The organism is Corynebacterium flavescens (genome assembly GCF_008693105.1).
In the GTDB taxonomy this organism is placed as follows: Bacteria; Actinomycetota; Actinomycetes; order Mycobacteriales; family Mycobacteriaceae; genus Corynebacterium; species Corynebacterium flavescens.
Genome location: NZ_VXKK01000042.1, coordinates 239218 through 257061, shown reverse-complemented (window position 1 = coordinate 257061; position 17844 = coordinate 239218). Strand labels below are relative to the sequence as shown.

At 63.0% G+C, this 17844-nt stretch carries 15 protein-coding genes and 3 pseudogenes; 7 read left to right on the top strand and 11 right to left on the bottom strand.

Going from position 1 to position 17844, the window contains the following annotated elements; all coding sequences use genetic code 11:
• Positions 1 to 232: 232 nt before the first annotated feature.
• Entirely contained in the window at positions 233 to 430 is a 198-nt protein-coding gene (locus F4V60_RS13040; RefSeq protein ID WP_084559218.1) for an integrase core domain-containing protein, read from the bottom strand.
• A 240-nt stretch (positions 431 to 670) separates the two neighbouring features.
• A pseudogene (locus tag F4V60_RS13035) lies at positions 671 to 766 on the bottom strand (IS3 family transposase); the annotation flags it as partial.
• On the opposite strand from F4V60_RS13035, the gene F4V60_RS12840 reads away from it, so the two are divergent.
• The 4 genes and pseudogenes from F4V60_RS12840 to F4V60_RS11345 all read left to right on the top strand — a co-directional run bounded on the left by F4V60_RS12840 (position 719) and on the right by F4V60_RS11345 (position 2120).
• Positions 719 to 862 carry a hypothetical protein gene (locus F4V60_RS12840; RefSeq protein WP_232315931.1) on the top strand — a complete coding sequence of 48 codons (144 nt, stop codon included), beginning with the start codon at positions 719 to 721 and terminating at the stop codon, positions 860 to 862. The pseudogene F4V60_RS13035 and the gene F4V60_RS12840 sit on opposite strands and share 48 nt — an antisense overlap.
• A gap of 11 nt (positions 863 to 873) precedes the next feature.
• The gene (locus tag F4V60_RS12570; RefSeq protein ID WP_157105742.1) at positions 874 to 1038 is read left to right on the top strand and encodes a hypothetical protein; all 165 of its coding nucleotides are present in this window, start codon (positions 874 to 876) and stop codon (positions 1036 to 1038) included.
• 73 nt (positions 1039 to 1111) lie between these two features.
• Positions 1112 to 1525, top strand: a pseudogene (locus tag F4V60_RS12835) (helix-turn-helix domain-containing protein); the annotation flags it as partial.
• A gap of 202 nt (positions 1526 to 1727) precedes the next feature.
• The gene (locus F4V60_RS11345; RefSeq protein WP_075730678.1) at positions 1728 to 2120 is read left to right on the top strand and encodes a hypothetical protein; all 393 of its coding nucleotides are present in this window, start codon (positions 1728 to 1730) and stop codon (positions 2118 to 2120) included.
• Positions 2121 to 2173: 53 nt separating this feature from the next.
• On the opposite strand, the gene F4V60_RS11340 is transcribed toward F4V60_RS11345, so the two are convergent.
• From F4V60_RS11340 to trmB, 5 genes are read right to left on the bottom strand one after another with little or no spacing between them, the layout of a single operon-like run.
• On the bottom strand, positions 2174 to 2524 hold the full coding sequence (locus F4V60_RS11340; RefSeq protein WP_075730677.1) for a DUF3054 domain-containing protein: 351 nt from the start codon (positions 2522 to 2524) through the stop codon (positions 2174 to 2176).
• Positions 2525 to 2530: 6 nt separating this feature from the next.
• A complete protein-coding gene (locus F4V60_RS11335) occupies positions 2531 to 3541 on the bottom strand; it encodes a lysylphosphatidylglycerol synthase transmembrane domain-containing protein (RefSeq protein WP_075730676.1) in 1011 nt (336 codons plus the stop codon).
• Positions 3542 to 5752: an MMPL family transporter gene (locus F4V60_RS11330; protein WP_075730675.1), complete on the bottom strand. Its 2211-nt coding sequence runs from the start codon at positions 5750 to 5752 to the stop codon at positions 3542 to 3544. It abuts the gene before it with no gap.
• An 8-nt stretch (positions 5753 to 5760) separates the two neighbouring features.
• Entirely contained in the window at positions 5761 to 6357 is a 597-nt protein-coding gene (locus F4V60_RS11325; RefSeq protein ID WP_075730674.1) for an NYN domain-containing protein, read from the bottom strand.
• Positions 6358 to 7143 carry a tRNA (guanosine(46)-N7)-methyltransferase TrmB gene (gene trmB / locus F4V60_RS11320; protein ID WP_075730673.1) on the bottom strand — a complete coding sequence of 262 codons (786 nt, stop codon included), beginning with the start codon at positions 7141 to 7143 and terminating at the stop codon, positions 6358 to 6360.
• Positions 7144 to 7487: 344 nt separating this feature from the next.
• Here trmB and F4V60_RS11315 point away from each other — a divergent pair, with 344 nt between their 5' ends.
• Entirely contained in the window at positions 7488 to 9314 is a 1827-nt protein-coding gene (locus F4V60_RS11315; protein WP_075730672.1) for a phosphoenolpyruvate carboxykinase (GTP), read from the top strand.
• A gap of 7 nt (positions 9315 to 9321) precedes the next feature.
• On the opposite strand, the gene F4V60_RS11310 is transcribed toward F4V60_RS11315, so the two are convergent.
• Positions 9322 to 10059: a class I SAM-dependent methyltransferase gene (locus F4V60_RS11310; protein WP_075730671.1), complete on the bottom strand. Its 738-nt coding sequence runs from the start codon at positions 10057 to 10059 to the stop codon at positions 9322 to 9324.
• Between the two features lie 24 nt (positions 10060 to 10083).
• On the opposite strand from F4V60_RS11310, the gene F4V60_RS11305 reads away from it, so the two are divergent.
• Positions 10084 to 11184, top strand: coding sequence for a glycosyltransferase family 4 protein (locus F4V60_RS11305; protein ID WP_075730670.1), 1101 nt, complete (start codon positions 10084 to 10086; stop codon positions 11182 to 11184).
• Here F4V60_RS11305 and F4V60_RS11300 read toward each other — a convergent pair.
• Positions 11108 to 12586: an MmpA family trehalose lipid delivery protein gene (locus tag F4V60_RS11300; protein ID WP_075730669.1), complete on the bottom strand. Its 1479-nt coding sequence runs from the start codon at positions 12584 to 12586 to the stop codon at positions 11108 to 11110. The two genes, F4V60_RS11305 and F4V60_RS11300, sit on opposite strands and share 77 nt — an antisense overlap.
• Complete coding sequence (locus F4V60_RS11295) at positions 12573 to 13697, bottom strand: PorA family protein (protein WP_075730668.1); 1125 nt, start codon at positions 13695 to 13697, stop codon at positions 12573 to 12575. The genes F4V60_RS11300 and F4V60_RS11295 overlap by 14 nt, the downstream gene beginning before the upstream one ends.
• Between F4V60_RS11295 and F4V60_RS12635 the strand changes: the two are divergent.
• Positions 13618 to 14715, top strand: a pseudogene (locus F4V60_RS12635) (acyltransferase family protein); the annotation flags it as partial. The gene F4V60_RS11295 and the pseudogene F4V60_RS12635 sit on opposite strands and share 80 nt — an antisense overlap.
• Here F4V60_RS12635 and F4V60_RS13030 read toward each other — a convergent pair.
• Complete coding sequence (locus F4V60_RS13030) at positions 14671 to 17829, bottom strand: alpha-(1->3)-arabinofuranosyltransferase domain-containing protein (protein WP_084559215.1); 3159 nt, start codon at positions 17827 to 17829, stop codon at positions 14671 to 14673. The pseudogene F4V60_RS12635 and the gene F4V60_RS13030 overlap by 45 nt on opposite strands.
• Positions 17830 to 17844 lie beyond the last annotated feature (15 nt).

Below are 17844 nucleotides of genomic sequence, written 5' to 3'. Positions count from 1 at the left end.
GACGGCGTCGGCGTCGTTGTCGGTGACGGTCAGGAGGCTCTGGTGGCGTAAGGAATCCTGTTCCGTCAGCGGTCAGTTCATCGCTGAGTCAACCGCTGGCGGATACACCACTCAAAAGGACTTGACCTCATTGCGTATGTCTTACAACCGAAAAGCCTCCCTGGGTGCTGAACTTATAAGTCACCACACTGTCAAGCCCCGGGGTTTTGTAGCGGGTCATTTTCGTTGTTGATCAGGCCGCGTGAGCCTGAAGCATGTTCCATTCTTGGTGGACTTCCCGCGGTGGGCGGTAGCCCAATGAGGAGTGCAAACGACGATTGTTGTACCACCCGATCCATTTCGACGATGCCATGAGAGCATCAGCCAATGATGACCAGGTCCGCCGGTCGATCAGCTCGGCCTTGAACAGCGAATTCAACGCATCTGCCATCGCGTTGTCTTAAGGAGTCACCCCGGGAACCGACTGAAGCTTACAACCTTCGACTCTACTAGGGCCTCTCCGTAGACGACCGAGCGATACTGCACTCCACGTTCCGAACGGTGGATCAAGCCCGAAGATGTCCTCACCAGCGCGAAGTCGTGCAGACAACGCCATATCCAACACATCCCGGGCCAGTCCTTAGCGTCTGCGCTGCAGGTCGATGGGCGCTTTTTCCTCCGGGTGATCCCTTTAAAGTCCCTCGGCGGACATGAGCCGTTCGACGGTGCAGCGGGCGAGATGACCGAGAGTATTTTCACGGTTGATCTCTGCCCACATCTTCCGGGCGCCGTAACAGGAATAGTTCTCCGCGTAGAGGCGGTGGAGTGCTTCGCTAAGCTGCCGGTCGGCGAATCGATCTGGCTGTCGGTGACCGTGATGTGAAAGCGTAGTACGTGCTCAGGGCAATCTTCGCGCTGGTGGTGGCCGGCGTGCGGATGAGTGGCTCGACCCCGAAATCTTCACGATATGTGTCGATGAACCGGACAATTGCTTTTGTGGGCGGTAGCGGGATCGGCTTGGGCGTGGATGACAAGCTCTACAACGCGCTGCTTGAGTAAGTCAGTGTACTTGACAGGCATATGAGGGTTTCCTTTTCCAATTTCCTACCCTCCATTAAACCCGGGACGAACCATGACGGAAAAGGAGATTATTCGCTGCCTCAAGCGAGCCATCATCAGAGAGGTCTACCGCGTGATCTGTACAAAGCGCAGTACGCCACAACCCAGGGATCTTCGCCGGGATGAGCTGAAAGCACTACGGATCGCGAAGCAGCTCACCCAGGTGGTCGTAGCGGAACATTTAGGGTGCGCCCCGGCGAGGATCAGTGACATCGAGACTGGGAAACGCCCGTTGACAGAATTGGCGTCGGCCTACGAAAAATTCCTGAAAAGCGCTTGGCACACTATTGAGAAACACGGGGGAGACTTGCCAAACTTGGACCTGCCCGCTGTTTTGGGGCGCACGGTGTTGTATAAGTGCCTTGAACTACAGATCTCGCGTACGTATAGCGCTATATACTTGAAGGTGTATAGCGCGATATACTAGCATTGTGGTCAAAAGAAAAGACATACTCAAAAATATCGCATCCTACGCTAAACGGACCGGACAGACCCTCACCCTTAAAGAAGGTCGCAATCACACTCGAATCTGGGTCGGTGATAGGTACACCACAGTGGGGAGACACAATGAAATCGATGATCTCATGGCCCGCAAAATTTACAAGCAAATCGGAATGGAGAAATAGCGCATGAATTCATTTACCGCACGCGTTGAGCGCGGAGAGAAGTGGTGGGTCGCACAACTCGAAGAAGACCCCGGTGTCATCATTCAGGCTCGCCGACTTGATCAAATCCAGGATGAAGTCCGCGATGCGCTTACCCTTTTCCCGGAGCTTAGCGGTTCGCCCGAAACGGCAATAATCCACCTAGAGATCGTTGGCGAAGCCGAGCAGCAAGCCCAGGCAACCCGGGACCAGCTTGCAGTCATACGGAAAGGCGAAGCCCGAGAGCTTGCACGCATGTCCCAGCAAGCTCGGCAGCTTGCCGATAGCGGGTATAACTACCGAGATATTGCCTATCTTCTTGGAATTACGTACGGCAGGGTAGGACAAATTCTCAAAACCAACCAGGCCACCGCTTAATTCGGGGTCTTAATAAACAGAACCCTGAGCTTCAGTAGGGGTTGGGAGGGGTGCTATAGGGCAGCTGCCGCGGGCTTCTTGCGGTCGAAGGCACGCCAGCCAAAGAGGAAGAGCGCTGACATGGTGGTGGCCACGATGAGGAAGCTCCAGTGTGGCAGGCGCCCGTTGACGAGCACCCACAGGGCCATGCCGCCGATGATGGCGCTGACCCAGACTATTATTCCCTCGGCCCACTTGCCGCGTGGTGGCAGCAACAAGATGATGACCCAGCCGAGAAGCGCTCCCACGGTCCAGGGCCAAAAGGCGTCGATGAAGCTTGTCAGGCTCAACCCGCCGTGCGCGAGGCGGGCGGCGATGGCGAAGATGACGAGGGCGAGAATATCGATTACTGGGGCAATGCGCATGATCTATCAGGTTTCCTTTCGACTAAGAGCAGCATAGGTCATTCCCTTGCGAGCGTAGTGCAGGAAGTAGACAACCCACCCCACGGCGGTGACCGCGGCGAAGGAAATGAGGCGGTAGATGATCGCCGCGCCGGTGGCGTCGACTGCGGTCATGCCCATGGCGACGAGGGTGGCGATGATGGCGGCCTCCACTGTGCCCAGCCCGGCGGGGGTGACCTGTGCCGAGCCGGCAAGCTTGGCAGTGAGGTAGGCAATGGCGATGCCGGCGGTGGTGGTCTGATCCTCACCCGCGCGCAGGGCCGGGATATCGCCGGTGATGGCCCATACGCAGGCCCAGAGCGAAACCATGTCGAGCAAGCGATGGAGCAGCGAGAAAACCAGTACGCGGGAGAACTCGTAGCGGTTAACGTGCACCTCTTCGAGGTTGCGGACCTGTTTAATCACTGCCTCGCGCTTTGTGCCCTTGAGCAGACGCTGGTGATTGAGCCAGGCCTCGACGCGGCGCGGATTATTGGTCAGCCAAAACAGGGCGGCGGACAGACCCAGCATGAGCAGCAGGGTGCTTACCAGGGACCAGAGAGCCATATCCGCGTTGAGGAAGAGCACACCGGCCAGGCCAATCATGACCAGCCACATCGTAGAGATGGCGGAGGAGAGCACGAAGAACCAGCCGCAGAGCATGACGGAACAGCCCCATCCGCGCTGCACGTTGAAGGTCAACACGGCGGAGAAGGCCGGGCCGGCCGGCAGGGTGGTGGACCAGGAATTGGAAGCCAAGGTCACCGCAGACGTCTCACGCAGGGGGACGTTGACGCCGCCAGAGCGGATGAGCAGGCGCATGACCTCACTCATCGCGGTGATGGCGCCCGCCGTGGTGAGGACGACGACGAGGATTCCCCAGGGATCGGCGTGGCGCAGGGTGCTCAGGCCATCCTTGAGAAAGTCCAACTCATCCCGAAAGGCCCAGCCTAGGACCGCGAGGACGACGAGGGAGGCAATGAGCTGCAGCCACTTCATCTAGCGGTCCTTTTCCAAGCGGGAAAGGAGCTCGTTGAAGGGGATCAGCTCCTCGTCCGTCTCGGCGTTGCGGGAGCCGCGCACGGCAGAAGCATCGTCGGCGTCGGATTCTTGGTTGCTCTCGCCGTGACCGAGCCTTTCGCTCAGGCGGTGCACGAAGCGCGGTGCCCACCAGTTGTCCTCGCGCAGGAGGTGCATGACGGCGGGGACGAGGAGCATACGCACGATGGTGGCGTCGATAAGCAGGGCAAAAATCATGCCGAAGGCGATGTACTTCATCATGACGATCTCGGAGAAGCCGAAGGCGCCGGCTACCACGATCATGATGAGCGCCGCGGCGGTGATGATGCCGCCGGTATGCGCGGTGCCGGAGGCGATGGCCTCATCCGTGCTGGCCCCGCGCTTGCGGGCCTCGACCATGCGGGAGACCAAGAAGACCTCGTAGTCCGTGGAGAGGCCGTAGATGATGGCGATGATGAGCACCAGGATCGGGCTCATGAGCGGGCCGGGGGAGAAGCTGAGCAGCCCGCCGCCGAGGCCGTCGACGAACATGAGCGTGAGGATGCCCAGGGTTGCGCCGACGGTGAGCAGCGTCATCAAGATGGCCTTGATGGGCAGGATGAAGGAGCCGAAGACCACGGCCATGAGTAAGAAGGTGGCCAGGACTACGTACAGCGCCATCCACGGCAGCTTGTGGAAGAGCGCATCGAGGGATTCCACCTCCATGGCCGGGGTGCCGCCGACGTAGAGGTTAACGCCCTCGGGGGCCTCGACCTGCTCGAGCTCATGGACGATCCTGGTGTAATCCTCGCGCTCGGCGATGCCGGCGGATAACACGGTGGTGCCGTCCTTGGTGGCGGTGGTCGGCGCCATCGGTTCCGTGAGCCCGTCCAAGTCACGGACCTGCATATAGACGTCCACCAGCTGCTGATTCGTGGCGTTTTCCACGACGAGCTTGACCGGCTCGGTGCGGAAGGAGGGGAATTGCTCGTTGAACTCGGCCTGGGCGGTGCGCGTCTCATTGGTGGGCGGCAGATAAGTCTCGTTGATGCCGCCGAATGTGACCCCGAGGATGGGCAGGGTCAGCAACAATAGCCCGCCGCAGATGGCCATGGTCATGAGCTTGGCACGGCGCATGGCCCACTGTGGCAGGCGGTACCACCAGGTGTCCTGGATGCGCCGCGCGCGCCGCGAGGTCTTGCGTACCGACCACTTGTCGATGTTTGTGCCCAGCATTCCAAAGAGCGCGGGCAGCACCGTTACTGAGAGCAGGGCGGCCAAGCCGACCGCGGAAATGGAGCCATAGGCCACCGACTTGAGGAAGGCCTGCGGGAAGATGAAGAGGCCGGAGAGGGCGACGGCCACCATGGCGGCTGAGAAGACGACGGTCTGCCCGGCCGTCGCGGTGGTGATGGCGACGGCGTCTTGAGGGGATCTGCCCTTGTCGAGCTCCTCGCGGAAGCGCGAGACCATAAAGAGGCCGTAGTCGATGGCTAGGCCTAGGCCAAGCAGCGTGACGACGGCCTGTGCAAAGACGTTGACCTGCAGGAATCCGGCCAGGATGGAGAGGATACCGAGGGAGCCGAGGATCGATAGTCCGCCGACTACTAAAGGCATGAAGGCCGCGACGACGGAGCCGAATACGACGAGGAGGAGAAGGCCTACCAGGGGCAGGGCTGCTTTTTCCGCGCGGGAGATGTCATTGGCCATGCCCTCGTCGAGGGAGTCGGCGACGGCGGTGGCACCGGCCACCTGGACCGGGATATCCGTCGCGCGCAGCGAGTCCTCGATGATGCGGAAGTCCTTGAGCGTCTGCTCGGCATCGCCCTTGAGGCCGATGGCGGCGAAGGCGGTGGTGCGATCGGCGTTGATGAGGTTCGGGTTGCGGGAATCGAAGTAGCTCGTGACGGAGGCAATCTGATCCGGGTATTGCTCCTTGAGGCCGGCCAGGTAGGCCTGCGCGGCGGCGAAGTGCTCGTCCGGATCGCTAAAGAGCACGATGACATCGCCGCTGTTGTCGCGGCCAAAGACCTCGTGCTCGATGGTGGCCGCGCTTGTCGAAGCCGCACCCGGGTCCTCCCAGCCCTCCTGGCTCATGCGTTCCCCTAGCCGGGAGCCGAAGCCGAGGAAGAGCAGCGCGATGATGCCGATGACCACCAGCGGGATGAGCTTGCGGTGTCTATAAGAAAAGCGTCCCCAGTTGAAAAACATGTGGCCTCCTAGCGGTGGTTGAGCAGCTCCGCAAGCGGGCGGAAAGGCTGCAGCCAGGCGCCACCTTCCGGCAGGTTATCGAGGTTGATGCGCGGGAGCGGCTCGCGGAAGACACCCTCGACGTCTTCCAAGTCGACGAACTCGAGCGCCGGATCATTGAGCGCCCAGGAGGCGTGCTCGTGGAAGCCAAGAACGCAGACGGCCTTGCCTTCGGCGGCGAGCTCCTCCAACAGTGGCTGGAAGTTCTGTCCGTCGGCAGAGGCCACGACGACGCCATCGAGACTGTCCCGATTGTCTTCGATGTAGCGGATCATGTCGGGGTCGACATCGTCGTCCTCGTGCAGCTTGGGCTTGGCAAAGACGGCGAAGCCGACGTTGCGGATGGCCTCGACCCAGGGGCGGATCGAGTCCGCGCCACCGGGGGCGACGTTGGTGAACACGGCGGCCTGCGGAGTGGCGTCGTGGAGCAAGGCGATCTCTACGAACCAGCGCCCGATGGCATCAAAGCGCGGGCGAAAAGCCGCGGTGGGGCGCCCACCCAGGATCGCTCCGAGGCCCATGTCCATATTTGGTGCATCCCACACCAAGAGATAAGTACCGCTCATTTACTTCTTCTCCCATAGATACTCGGTGATCACGTGCTCCTTTTCTAGCCCCTTGCCCTCGAACTTGGTGATGACCTGGCGGTCCACCAGCTGCGGGCACCCAGGCCACAAGTGGCCCTTGTACTCCAGGCTGGGCTCGACGTTGACCAGCTCATCTATCCACTCGGCATAGCCGGCGTGATCGGTGGCAACGTGCACAACCCCGCCGGGTTTGAGGCGTGAGGCGAAAAGATTGAGCGTACCCGACTGGATAATCCGGCGCTTGTGGTGACGAACCTTGGGCCAAGGGTCGGGGAAGAAGACGCGGATGCCGTCCAGGGATGCGGGTGCGAACATGCGCACCATAACCTCGATGCCATCGCCACGAATCATCCGGATATTGGAGATGTCCTCGCGCACGACCTGGCCGAGCAGCTTGGCCAGTCCCGGCTTATAGAGCTCGACGGCGACGATGTTCTTCTCTGCCTCTAGAGGCGCCATGGCTGCGGTGGAGGTGCCGGTGCCGGAGCCAATCTCGACGATGGTGGGCGCGCCGGGGCGGCCGAACCACTCATCGATGTCTACGAGTTCGTCTCCCAGCAGGCGGCCTAGGCGCGGCCAGTTCTCCTCGAAGAGCGCATTCTGGTTTTCGGTGAGGGTGCCGCGACGGAAGGTGACGCTGCCCAGGCGCGGGTAGTCCAGATCGTTGGAGAACTCCGCATTGAAATCGGTCTGCGGGGGGCGCCCGGGTGGCATCTCGCCGGCGCCGCGGTTGGGGGTGCTGGCTTCGTAATTATTAGTATCCATTGGCGTCTATTGTTCACTTAACCTGCGATATCGACAAAGTGACGCGCCGAATAGCCGTCTTGGTCTAGCATCTGGGTATAACCAGTGGCCGCGATGGGGGTGCCAATATCACGCTACGGAAGCCCTATTCCGCACCTAATTAGCCCCCGAAATGGGGGGCAAAATGTGCGCTATGTTCTATCTCACAGCAGTATGTGGCCGGTTAAGGGGCGGTTAACGGGGTGGATATAACCGGTGTGTCGAGAAATACGGATAAATACATCAACGGCACGTTACGCTAGTGATGGAAAGTAATTTCTTCAGCACCGTTGTTTAAAGCTTGTCTAAAACCAGGAGACTATTTAATGACCGCCACCATTCAGGGCCTCGTCGGCTCGTTGCCGACCAACAATGAAAAGCTCATCGCGTGGATTGAAGAGAACGTGGAGCTGTTTCAGCCGGATAAGGTGGTCTTTGTCGACGGGTCCCAGGAAGAGGCAGACCGCCTCGCCGCGGAGCTCGTAGAAAAGGGCACCCTCATCAAGCTGAATGAGGAAAAGCGCCCCAACTCCTACTTGGCACGTTCCAACCCCTCCGATGTGGCTCGCGTGGAATCGCGCACCTTCATCTGCTCGGAGCTGGAGGAAGACGCCGGCCCCACCAATAACTGGGCGCCGCCTGCTGCCATGAAGGCCGAGATGACCGAGGCCTTCCGTGGCTCCATGCGTGGGCGCACCATGTATGTTGTTCCCTTCTGTATGGGGCCCATCAGCGATCCGGACCCCAAGCTGGGCGTTCAGCTGACGGACTCGGCCTACGTCGTGCTCTCCATGCGGATTATGACCCGCATGGGCGCCGAGGCTCTGGAGAAGATCGGGGACAACGGTGCTTTCGTTCCCGCGCTACACTCCGTGGGTGCTCCGCTCGAGCCCGGTCAAGAAGACGTGGCCTGGCCGTGCAATGACACCAAGTACATCACCCAGTTCCCCGATACTAAGGAGATCTGGTCCTACGGTTCTGGTTACGGCGGAAACGCCATCCTGGCCAAGAAGTGCTACGCGCTGCGTATTGCCTCCGTCATGGCACGGGAAGAGGGCTGGATGGCTGAGCACATGCTCATCCTCAAGCTGATTAGCCCGGAGGGCAAGGCATACCACGTAGCTGCGGCTTTCCCCTCCGCCTGCGGCAAGACCAACCTCGCGATGATCACGCCGACCATTCCGGGCTGGAAGGCCCAGGTTGTCGGGGACGACATCGCTTGGCTCCATCTGCGCGAAGACGGTCTCTACGCGGTTAACCCGGAGAATGGCTTCTTCGGCGTCGCTCCTGGCACCAGCTATGATTCCAACCCCATCGCCATGAAGACCATGGAGCCGGGCAACACCGTGTTCACCAACGTGGCACTGACGGATGATGGCGATGTCTGGTGGGAAGGCATGGACGGCGAGGCACCTGCGCACCTCATCGACTGGACCGGTGCCGACTGGACTCCGAACCCCTCCACCAAGGCAGCACACCCGAACTCCCGCTACTGCGTGCCGATCTCGCAGTGCCCGACCGCCGCGCCGGAATATGATGACTGGCACGGCGTCAAGATCGACGCCATCCTCTTCGGCGGCCGTCGCCCCGATACCGTTCCGCTGGTCACCGAGGCCTTCGACTGGAACCACGGCACCATGATCGGCTCGCTGCTGGCCTCCGGCCAGACCGCTGCTGCCGCCGAGGCTAAGGTGGGCTCGCTGCGCCATGACCCGATGGCCATGCTCCCCTTCATCGGCTACAACGTGGGAGATTACCTGCAGAACTGGATCGACATGGGCGCCCGCGGTGGCGATAAGATGCCGTCCATCTTCCTGGTCAACTGGTTCCGCCGTGGTGAGGACGGTCGCTTCCTGTGGCCGGGCTTCGGTGAGAACTCGCGTGTGCTCAAGTGGATCGTCGATCGCATCGAAGGCAACGTCGAGGCTGAGAAGACCGTTGTGGGCAGCACCGCTCGCGCCGAGGATATCGACGTCGAGGGCCTCGACGTCGATATCGAGGACCTGCGCGAGGCACTCGCAGTCAACCCGGCCGATTGGGCGGGGGACGTGGAAGACAACAACGAGTACCTGCGCTTCCTCGGACCACGCGTGCCTGCAGAGGTATGGGAGCAGTTCGAGGCGCTCAAAAAGCGCATCGAGAGCGCATCCTAAACGCCGGCTAGGCCCGGACTACGATAACGAGATTTGAGGTCAAGAACTCGCGTAGGCCGGGCACCCGCGTTATCCACCACGCCCAGCGTGGGTGGTAGCGCGGAAAAACCCAGGCATTGTGGGCGCGCGCCCAGCGCAGCCCCTCCTTGGCAGAAACCGCGAAGAGCGAGGAACCGAAGACATTTTTCGGCTGCCGCCCGTGAATGCGGGTATAGCGATCCCGGGCGAACTCGCCGCCGACGTAGTGCTGCCACAGCCCGGTCTCGTGCCCGCCGAAGGGGCCGAGCCACACCGTGTAGCTGACTATGACCAGCCCGCCTGGGCGCGTAACCCGCACCATTTCATCGGCCATGCGCCAAGGCTCGGCGATGTGCTCGGCCACGTTGGAAGAGTAGACAACGTCGAAGGCGTCATCGGCGAAGGGCAGGCGGGTGCCATCCCCGCGCACTGAATTCGCCAGCTTTATCCCGGCCGCCGACATCTCTCCCGCATCAGGCTCGAGCCCAAAGTAGCGCGCCCCACGCCGCGCGAAGGCCGCTGCGAAGTAGCCTGGCCCGCCCCCCACATCGAGTACGCGCGCACCGTCTAGACCTACCCCGTAGTCCCGGCCCAGCGCGGTGACCAGATCCGCAGTATCCTCAGCCAAGCCGCCGTAGAAGATGTCCGGGCGAGTCTGCTCGAAGCGAAATGACCGCAGCAGCCGCCAAGAACGGCGAAAAGTAGCGAAGATACGGGTTTGTCTCATAAGGCACTAGGCTAGTGCTTCGACATGAAAATTCTCTTACTGTGCTGGCGCGATTCCACCCACCCGCAGGGCGGTGGCTCGGAGCGCTACCTCGAGCGCGTTGGCGAGTACCTCGCCGCCCAAGGCCACGAGGTGGTCTTTCGCAGCGCCAAGCACATGAATGCTGCCCGCCGCGAGAAGCGCGGGGGAGTGCTGTACTCACGCGCCGGCGCGAAGTTCAGCGTCTATCCGCGCGCGTGGCTGTTCATGCTGGCAGGCCGCTGCGGCATCGGGGATGCCAAGGGAGTCGATGTTGTCGTCGACACGCAAAACGGCATCCCCTTCTTCGCGCGCCTCGTCTCCGGGGTGCCCACGGTCTTGCTCACCCATCACTGCCATCAGGATCAGTGGCCGGTGGCTGGGCCCGTGCTGGCGCGGCTGGGGTGGTTCCTGGAATCGCGGGTGGCTCCGCGCGTTTATCGTGGCAGCCCTTATGTCACGGTCTCCCAAGCCAGCGCTGCAGATCTGGAGAAGCTTGGGGTGAGCGGCGCCCACATCATCGAAAACGGCCTCGACCCAATCCCGGAGCATGTCCCCGTGCTCGAGCGCGAGGCGCAGCTACACCTAGTGACGCTGTCGCGGCTGGTGCCGCACAAGCAGATTGAGCACGCCATGGATACCGTGGCCCATACTCCTGGCGCGGTGCTTGATGTCATCGGATCCGGCTGGTGGGAATCGCACCTGCGTGAGTACGCCGAACAACATGGTGTCAGCGAGAGGGTGCGCTTCCGCGGTCAGGTGACGGAGGACTATAAGCACGCGCTGCTCGCGCGGGCCGATGCCCACCTCATGCCCTCGCGCAAGGAAGGCTGGGGCTTGGCCGTCATGGAGGCTGCCCAGCACGGCGTCCCCACCATCGGCTATAAGTTCGGCTTGCGCGATAGCGTCATCGATGGAGAGACGGGAGTATTAGTCGCGCGGGAAAGCGAGTTCGTGGAGGCCACCGCGCGCCTGCTGCGGGATACTCGGCGCCGCAAGCGCTTGGGCGAGGCAGCCCGCGCCTTCGCGGCTACCTTTTCTTGGGAGTTAACGGGCAGGCGCTTCGAGGAGCTCCTCGGAGAACTAGTGCCAAGAGCGGGGAAATAAGCCACCCAGCCATAGGTGCCCACGGCAGCGCAGGCGGCGGGGCGGGAGTGCTTGCCACGATCCGTCCATCTAAGACCACCACGCCGACGCCTAGCTTCTCCAATTGCGCCATGTCACGCTCATCCCAGGCAGCCAGCGCGGCGAGGTAGGCGGGTGCTGCCTGGTCTACGACGTCGCCGTCGACGCTCAGCTGCCCAGAACTCAGCTGCGCAGTCACCTTGGAATAGGGGTCAATGGCTACCCCGCGTGTGCCATCAGCAGCCGTCACCTCAACGAGGTAGGGCCGGTCCACAAAAAGGGCGGTGCGGTCATCGATCTCTGCGACCAGTGCGCGGTCCACCCCGGTATCGGTAGGGGCGAGCACGCCAAGTGCACGCGGCGCATCAACGTTTTGCAGCAGCGTACACGCCAAAGCCAGCGGGGCGAAGCCGCGTGGCAGCGCGCCCAACCCGGCCACGTAGAGCGGAATGGCCAGCATGACCAGTTTCTGAGAGTCTCGCACTAGGCCGGCGCCAGGAACATTTTCCACCAGCCAGACGGCCACTCCAGGACAAAGCCACAGTGCCAGCGCAGCGCCCATGCCCATGAGAGCCAGCGCGCCGAGACGCTGGGCCTCGCGCCGCACCAGACGGAAGGCACCCAGCACTGCCAGCGCCGCGACGCCCAAACCTGCCAGCGCGAAGCCGGCGGTGCGGGAATCGGGCACGGCCTGGCTATTCCAGATTCCGCCGAGCCCGATGAGTGCGCCAGCCGTGCCGACGAGATGCTCGGCGTGGGGAGAGAAAGCCTCGACGGCTGTCCGCGCAGATCCCGTTACACTCCCCGTCTGAGCCTGCATAATCCCGGGAATGGCCCAAGGCAGCCACAGAACTAGGCCCGCGAGCCCTACTCTGGTGCGGGCACAGAAGAGTGCGGTGAGCACGGCGAATACCGCGCCGGTGGGAGTAATCGAGGCCACGCACATGGCCAGCCAGGCGCTGCGTTCGTGCCCGCGCAGCCCGCAGTAGGCGATAACGGGCAGCAGCCAGGCGGCTATGGCCAGGGACCACTGGCCCTGCAGCAAGCGCTCGATGACGAAGGGATTGGCAACAGCGCAGGCCATCGCTCCCGCCGCAGTCCACGGTGAGGCGGCCCATAAAGCGGCCGTCGCGGCGGCGCATCCCGCGGCCCCCAGGATGAGCACCCGCGCGATCCACGGGCCGCCGGCCAGCGCCAAGAGTGCGTCCTGCGGAACGTTGCGGGCGGGCAGCGCGCCGGAGCCGAGCGCGCCAGGGGTGAGCGCGGGATCGTGGAGCAGGGCCATGTCCCGCCACAGGTATTCGCCCGGCAGGAGAAAAGGCCAGCCCACAGCGGCGACGAGGATCAACCCCCACGCCAGGAGGAGCGCCTTATCCGCGCGCACGGTGGCGGCGCACGAAGATGAAGGCGGCTACGCCCAGCAGCACCATGCCGAGCGCCTTGCCCGCCCAACCGAGAAGGCTGAGAACCTTGATTGTGGTGATGAGCGGCGCCACCGTGGAATGCCTCTGCGCGCGGGAGTCATCGGAGAAAGTCATGTCCACGCTGAGCAGCGAGCGCTGCGCGGTGTCTTGTGCCGCGGCCATATCCTTGGCCTGTTTCGCATCGGTGGCATAAAAGATGGAGAGCTTCTCATCTGCGTTGAGGACAGTGCCGGTGGTCGGCTCAACCCAGACCTCGCGCGAGACCGTGTAATAGGGCTCGAGCACCACAGAATCCGCGGCGCCAAGGCTGTAGCGGGCGAGGGAATCCGGGGAGTAGAAGTCTCGCGCGGGCCCGCGCAGGGTGGCAGGGCCAGCCCCGTTCAACGCCTCAGGAAGTGAGGTCGGCGCAATATCCTGGTGATAGACGTAGGTGGGGATGGACTCGAGCGTCTCTTTGGTGCGGTAGTCAATGGGGTCGGCGCGCTGGGTCAGGCTGTCGAAGTAGGCATAGGAACGCTGCTCCGTGGCGGAGGGGAAGAAGTAGTTCAATCCATCGCGCTCGAAGGCGTCTTGCTCAAATCCGGAGGCAAAAAGCGCGCCGTCCACGTGCTGGGAGTTATTCTCACCCGGCATGGGGTAGGCGGATTCGCGGTTGAGGAAGGCCTCCTCGCTGGTCTCGAGGAGAGTCCTTCCGCTCACCTGAAAACTCACATCAGAGCTGGTCGCGGCCACGGACTTCTTCTCCGCGCCGGGAAAATCGGTGCTCTGACTGCGCATCTGCCGGGTCACGGTGATGTCTGATTCGGTGATATAGCAGTGCAGCTTGGAACTGTCGGCGCCGCAGCCTTCCTCAGCGCGGTTGGTCTCTGGCACCGCGCGCTGAGAATAGGCATCGACATCGAGCACGGGCCCAGTGGCGGGGGCGGATTCGACGGAGAAGTCTTGGTCTACCGGCAGGGGCCGCGAGTGGTTGATATACAGTGGCGGCACAATGGAGCCCAAGAGCAGCGAAAGGATCGCGGCGACGACCACCCAGGTCAGGGGCGAGCGAGAACTAGGCAATCGCTTCATTGCAGTATTATGTCCAATCAGTTTCCGGGCACGGCCAAGGCGAGCAGAAGGAGTAGGCGTGACGCACAGGGCTACTCAGCTGAGCGTACCGCAGCATCTCCCTGAACTTGATGGGTTACGCGCGGTCGCGGCTGTGGGAATCATTGTGACTCACGTGTCCTTCCAGACCGGAATCGGGTGGGGGATAACGGAGCGCTTCGATTACTTCGTTGCGGTATTCTTCGCGCTCAGCGCCTTTTTGCTGTGGCGCCGTCGTGGCCTGCACGCCCCCGGCGAGTACTTCTTCTCCCGCGTGGCGCGCCTCGCCCCGGCCTATCTCGCGTGCGTGTGCGTGGTCTTGGCCCTGCTTCCCGAAGCCCACACCGCCTCCCCCGGCCAAGTCCTCAGCAACCTCACGGCGACGCAGATTTATGTCAAGGATGGGCTCGCCCCTGGGCTTACGCACCTGTGGTCGCTGTGCGTGGAGTTTTCCTTCTACCTCGTGCTTCCCCTGCTGGCGTGGGCGCTGGCTGGGCGCACCCGTGGCCAGCGCATAGCGGTCTTAGTCACCGCCGGGATTCTGAGCCTGGGCTGGGCCTTCCTGCCCTTTGTGGCCGATTATGATTCCGACCAGGTCAACTCGCAGATCTGGCCGCCTGCCTATACCTTGTGGTTCGTCGTGGGGATGGTCGCCGCCGAATGCGAGGGGCACCTCCCGCGCTGGGCACGCAAGGTATTTAGCTGGCGCTGGCTGTGGTGGTTGCTCGCCGCCGGATGCGTATCGCTGGCCAGCCGGGAGTGGTTCGGCCCGCGTGGCCTTGTCCACCCAGAGCCCCAAGAGTTTGCGCAGCGCATCGTCGTCGGCGCGGTCTTTGGAATGTGCGTCGTGGTGCCCGTGGCGTTGGTTCCACGGGAAACCTCGCTTTATGCCCATCCCTTTGTCTTAGGCCTAGGGCGTTGGTCTTATTCGCTGTTTTTATGGCACGTTGCAGTGCTATCGCTCGTCTTCCCGCTCGCGGGTATCCCGCTCTTTAGCGGCCAGGTCGCCGATTTTGTCCTCGTGCTCGTGCTTACGGTGGCGGGCAGCGTAGTGGTTGCTGCCGTGAGCTATGTCCTTATTGAGGCGCCTGGCCGGCGTTGGATATTCCAGGCACGCCAGCGCCGCCGCGCACAGCCACAACAAGAGATCCGAGTCCCCCGCATAAGAGCCGCTGGGCCAGGGCGCGCGGGCCAGCATCGCGCCTGCGATAGCCACGAGCCCTCCGGCCAGGGCGGGGGCGGGGATGGTGGTCCAACGCACGATGGCCCAGGCACACAGCCCGGCGACAAGGGCTTGCCAGCCCAGTAGTGCGAGAACCACGAGGGCGACTAGGCCTCTAGAGCCCTGTGTCGGCTGCCACCAGCCGCTGCGCCGGCGCAGGGAAAGCAGACATAGACCTAGCGTTAGAAGCCCCAGCGCCCCGCCGAATACGAGGGCCGCGAAATACCACGGCTGCGCCACGAAAGACATGCGGAAGGTTCCCGCCTGCCCCGCCGGAATCTCAAAGGCCTGAGTCGCGGCATCGACTTCGCGGGCCACCAGCGGGGTGTCCCCGAGGAAACCTTGCAAGCCCTCGTTGAAGGCGCGCCCGGTAACCAGCAGGCGCGGGCTATCGGCGGCCGCGATCTCGGGGCCAGAAAGCCGATAATCCTGCGGCGGTGACCAAGAGGTTGACTGGAGGGAAACCCAGGCGCCGGTGCTGCGCACGCGGTGCTGGCCAGGGGAAAGCTCGAGGGTATCGCCGGGGTGGTGTAAGACGCCGTCGACAAGCACGGGCTTGGGCGAGTCCACCTTAACTTCCATGGGGCGTGGGGCGGTGAAATCGCGGATGAGCACTCGCGAGTCCTGGAAGATCTGCTGGAAGAAGAACTGTTGCACGTTGGGTGAGGTATCCGGCACGGTGAGCACGCGCTCGATGGGAGTGCCTTCCACCTCCAGGTTGGCAATACCAACGCGCTCGCTCAGCTCGACGCGAATGGCCTCGGTGTCTCCCCCGGGCACCCGCACCTGCTCGGAATGATAGGGCTCGAGCTCGACCTCGACGGCGGCCGAACCCGAACGCACCGTCACGGTGGTCTGCGAGGTGGCCATGATGTTCAGGCGCGGCGAGGAAAAGTGCCCGCGCAGCTCAATCCACCCGGTATCGCCGGGGGCCGGCCACCACGAGGTGGAGTTCTCCCCGTCGACTGCCGCGGTGACGGACTGGCGCGGCTGCGCGCCACCGAAGGCATTGGCATCCGCCGCCGAGGACGAGGCCACAACCTGCGCCCCGGTGGACTCAACGACGCTCAATGGGCCGCTCGAGGGATAGTCCCGCAGCCGGTTGTGCACCGTGGAGGGATCATCCGTGGCCAGCGGGGCAGAGAGCCCGCCGTCGAGGGTGCCATAATTGCGGTCGCTCAAGGTGGGGGTATCCGTGACAATCTGGGCGTCGCTGTCGACCAACTCGCGCACAGCAGGCCCCGCTACAGCATCGAGGAAGGCCAAAGACTCGCCGCCGCCTGCGACACGGAGCGGCGCGGATTCACTCAGCGCCATGGAGTCATTATTCAAAGTGACCACGTCGACCTCGCCGAAGGTGTGGACCTGCCCGCCGAAGTCTGCCGCGTTAGGTTCATGACTACTCCCGGAGTTCTCCAGATCGTGGCGCAGGATAATGGCGCCGATGCCCAGCCGGGCCAGCACCCGGGAAGCAGAGGAGGGATCCTGCTCGAGGGTATCCATGACGCCATCGAGCCCGCGAATGGCCTCCGGCGGGACCAAAGGGATGGCATCCCGCACGGCCCAGGGAACCTCGAGGAGAGGTTGCGCCGGCTCGTCGCGGGTCCAGCCCCAGTCCTGGCGGGCAAAGGAGGCCGGCGGATAGATAAGCGTGCGCGTTCCCTGGGCATTCGCGTTGATAAAATCCGCCGCCTGATGCCAATACTCCGGCACCTTCTCATAAGCTCCGCGCGGCAAGAGGCGCCCGCTTAGCGCAGGGGCGAGTGCGCTGACAACGAGGAGGATGACCGCCACTCCCACGGCCTGACGCCGGCTCGGGTGCAGAGTTCGTGGCAGATCTATTCCCGCCAGGGCCCGGGCAAAACCCAGGAGCAGGGGAATGCGCACCAGCGGATCGAATTTATGCAGGTTGCGCAGCGCCGCCAGCGGCCCGTCCAGCGCGTCGAGATACCACGTCGCGTGAGTGCCAAGGATCGCGATGCCGACGAGCGCCATGAGCGCCCATACCCGCGGGAGCTTGGCCAGCCCGTAGATGCCGATGGCGGCCACGGCCATGGTGACCAGGATAAACACCGGCTGCGTGGCTAGTGCGTTACCGGCAACCCGCTCGGTATCGACGAAGGGCGCCCAGCTGGTTGTTCCGCGCAGAATCTCCGGCAGGTTGAGCCACCGGGTGGTGACATAGGAGGACTCGATGAACTCCGTGAAGGGCGGCGAGTAGCGCCCCAGGATGAACAGCGGCACAAGCCACCATGCGCTGACCGCGGCGCAACCGGCCAGCCAAATAACCCCGGGCCGCCAGGCGCGGCGATAGATCAGGATGAGGGCCGCGGGCAGACAGGCAGCGATGGTGGCGGTGGCGTTGACCGCGCCCATGCACGCCACGGGGATGACTGCTGCGGCGGCGCTGCGCCAATCCAGTCTCTCGCGTAGGAAAGGCAGGATGACCCACGGGGCGAGCATCACCGGCCAGGTCTCAGAAGATATCGCCGTCAACGTGGTCAGCGCGCGGGGAGAAAGCGCAAAAAGTAGCGCAGCTACCGTGGGCCACAATCCCCGCATTCCTAGTGCCTGCGTGAGGCGCTGAAAGCCGCAGAATCCAACGACGAGCACCACAAACCACCACAGACGCTGGGCAATCCAGTCCGGGAGCGGATCCAGCAACAAGAAGAAAGGACCCTGCGGAAAGAGATAACCGTAGGCCTGATTCTGGAGCTGTCCCAGCGGGAAATTATCGCTGTAGATGGTGAAGGCGCCGGCGAGGAAGCCAGCCGGGTTGGCCACCAGATCGAGCTTGGTGTCCGCGGCGACCTTGCCCCAGGGTTGCAGCACAACAACTAGGGCGAGGAAAGCGATGGAGAGTCTGCGCCACCCGCGGGAGTTTCGGGGCATCAACTGGGAGGGAGG

What these genes read in the sequence shown, in the direction of transcription:
- F4V60_RS11345 (WP_075730678.1), top strand. Translation starts at nt 1,728, where the DNA reads ATGAATTCATTTACCGCACGCGTTGAGCGCGGAGAGAAGTGGTGGGTC.
- F4V60_RS12840 (WP_232315931.1), top strand. Translation starts at nt 719, where the DNA reads ATGACCGAGAGTATTTTCACGGTTGATCTCTGCCCACATCTTCCGGGC.
- F4V60_RS11315 (WP_075730672.1), top strand. Translation starts at nt 7,488, where the DNA reads ATGACCGCCACCATTCAGGGCCTCGTCGGCTCGTTGCCGACCAACAAT.
- F4V60_RS11310 (WP_075730671.1), bottom strand. Translation starts at nt 10,059, where the DNA reads ATGAGACAAACCCGTATCTTCGCTACTTTTCGCCGTTCTTGGCGGCTG.
- F4V60_RS11305 (WP_075730670.1), top strand. Translation starts at nt 10,084, where the DNA reads ATGAAAATTCTCTTACTGTGCTGGCGCGATTCCACCCACCCGCAGGGC.
- F4V60_RS11330 (WP_075730675.1), bottom strand. Translation starts at nt 5,752, where the DNA reads ATGTTTTTCAACTGGGGACGCTTTTCTTATAGACACCGCAAGCTCATC.
- trmB (WP_075730673.1), bottom strand. Translation starts at nt 7,143, where the DNA reads ATGGATACTAATAATTACGAAGCCAGCACCCCCAACCGCGGCGCCGGC.
- F4V60_RS11340 (WP_075730677.1), bottom strand. Translation starts at nt 2,524, where the DNA reads ATGCGCATTGCCCCAGTAATCGATATTCTCGCCCTCGTCATCTTCGCC.
- F4V60_RS11335 (WP_075730676.1), bottom strand. Translation starts at nt 3,541, where the DNA reads ATGAAGTGGCTGCAGCTCATTGCCTCCCTCGTCGTCCTCGCGGTCCTA.
- F4V60_RS13030 (WP_084559215.1), bottom strand. Translation starts at nt 17,829, where the DNA reads ATGCCCCGAAACTCCCGCGGGTGGCGCAGACTCTCCATCGCTTTCCTC.
- F4V60_RS11295 (WP_075730668.1), bottom strand. Translation starts at nt 13,697, where the DNA reads ATGAAGCGATTGCCTAGTTCTCGCTCGCCCCTGACCTGGGTGGTCGTC.
- F4V60_RS11325 (WP_075730674.1), bottom strand. Translation starts at nt 6,357, where the DNA reads ATGAGCGGTACTTATCTCTTGGTGTGGGATGCACCAAATATGGACATG.
- F4V60_RS13040 (WP_084559218.1), bottom strand. Translation starts at nt 430, where the DNA reads ATGGCAGATGCGTTGAATTCGCTGTTCAAGGCCGAGCTGATCGACCGG.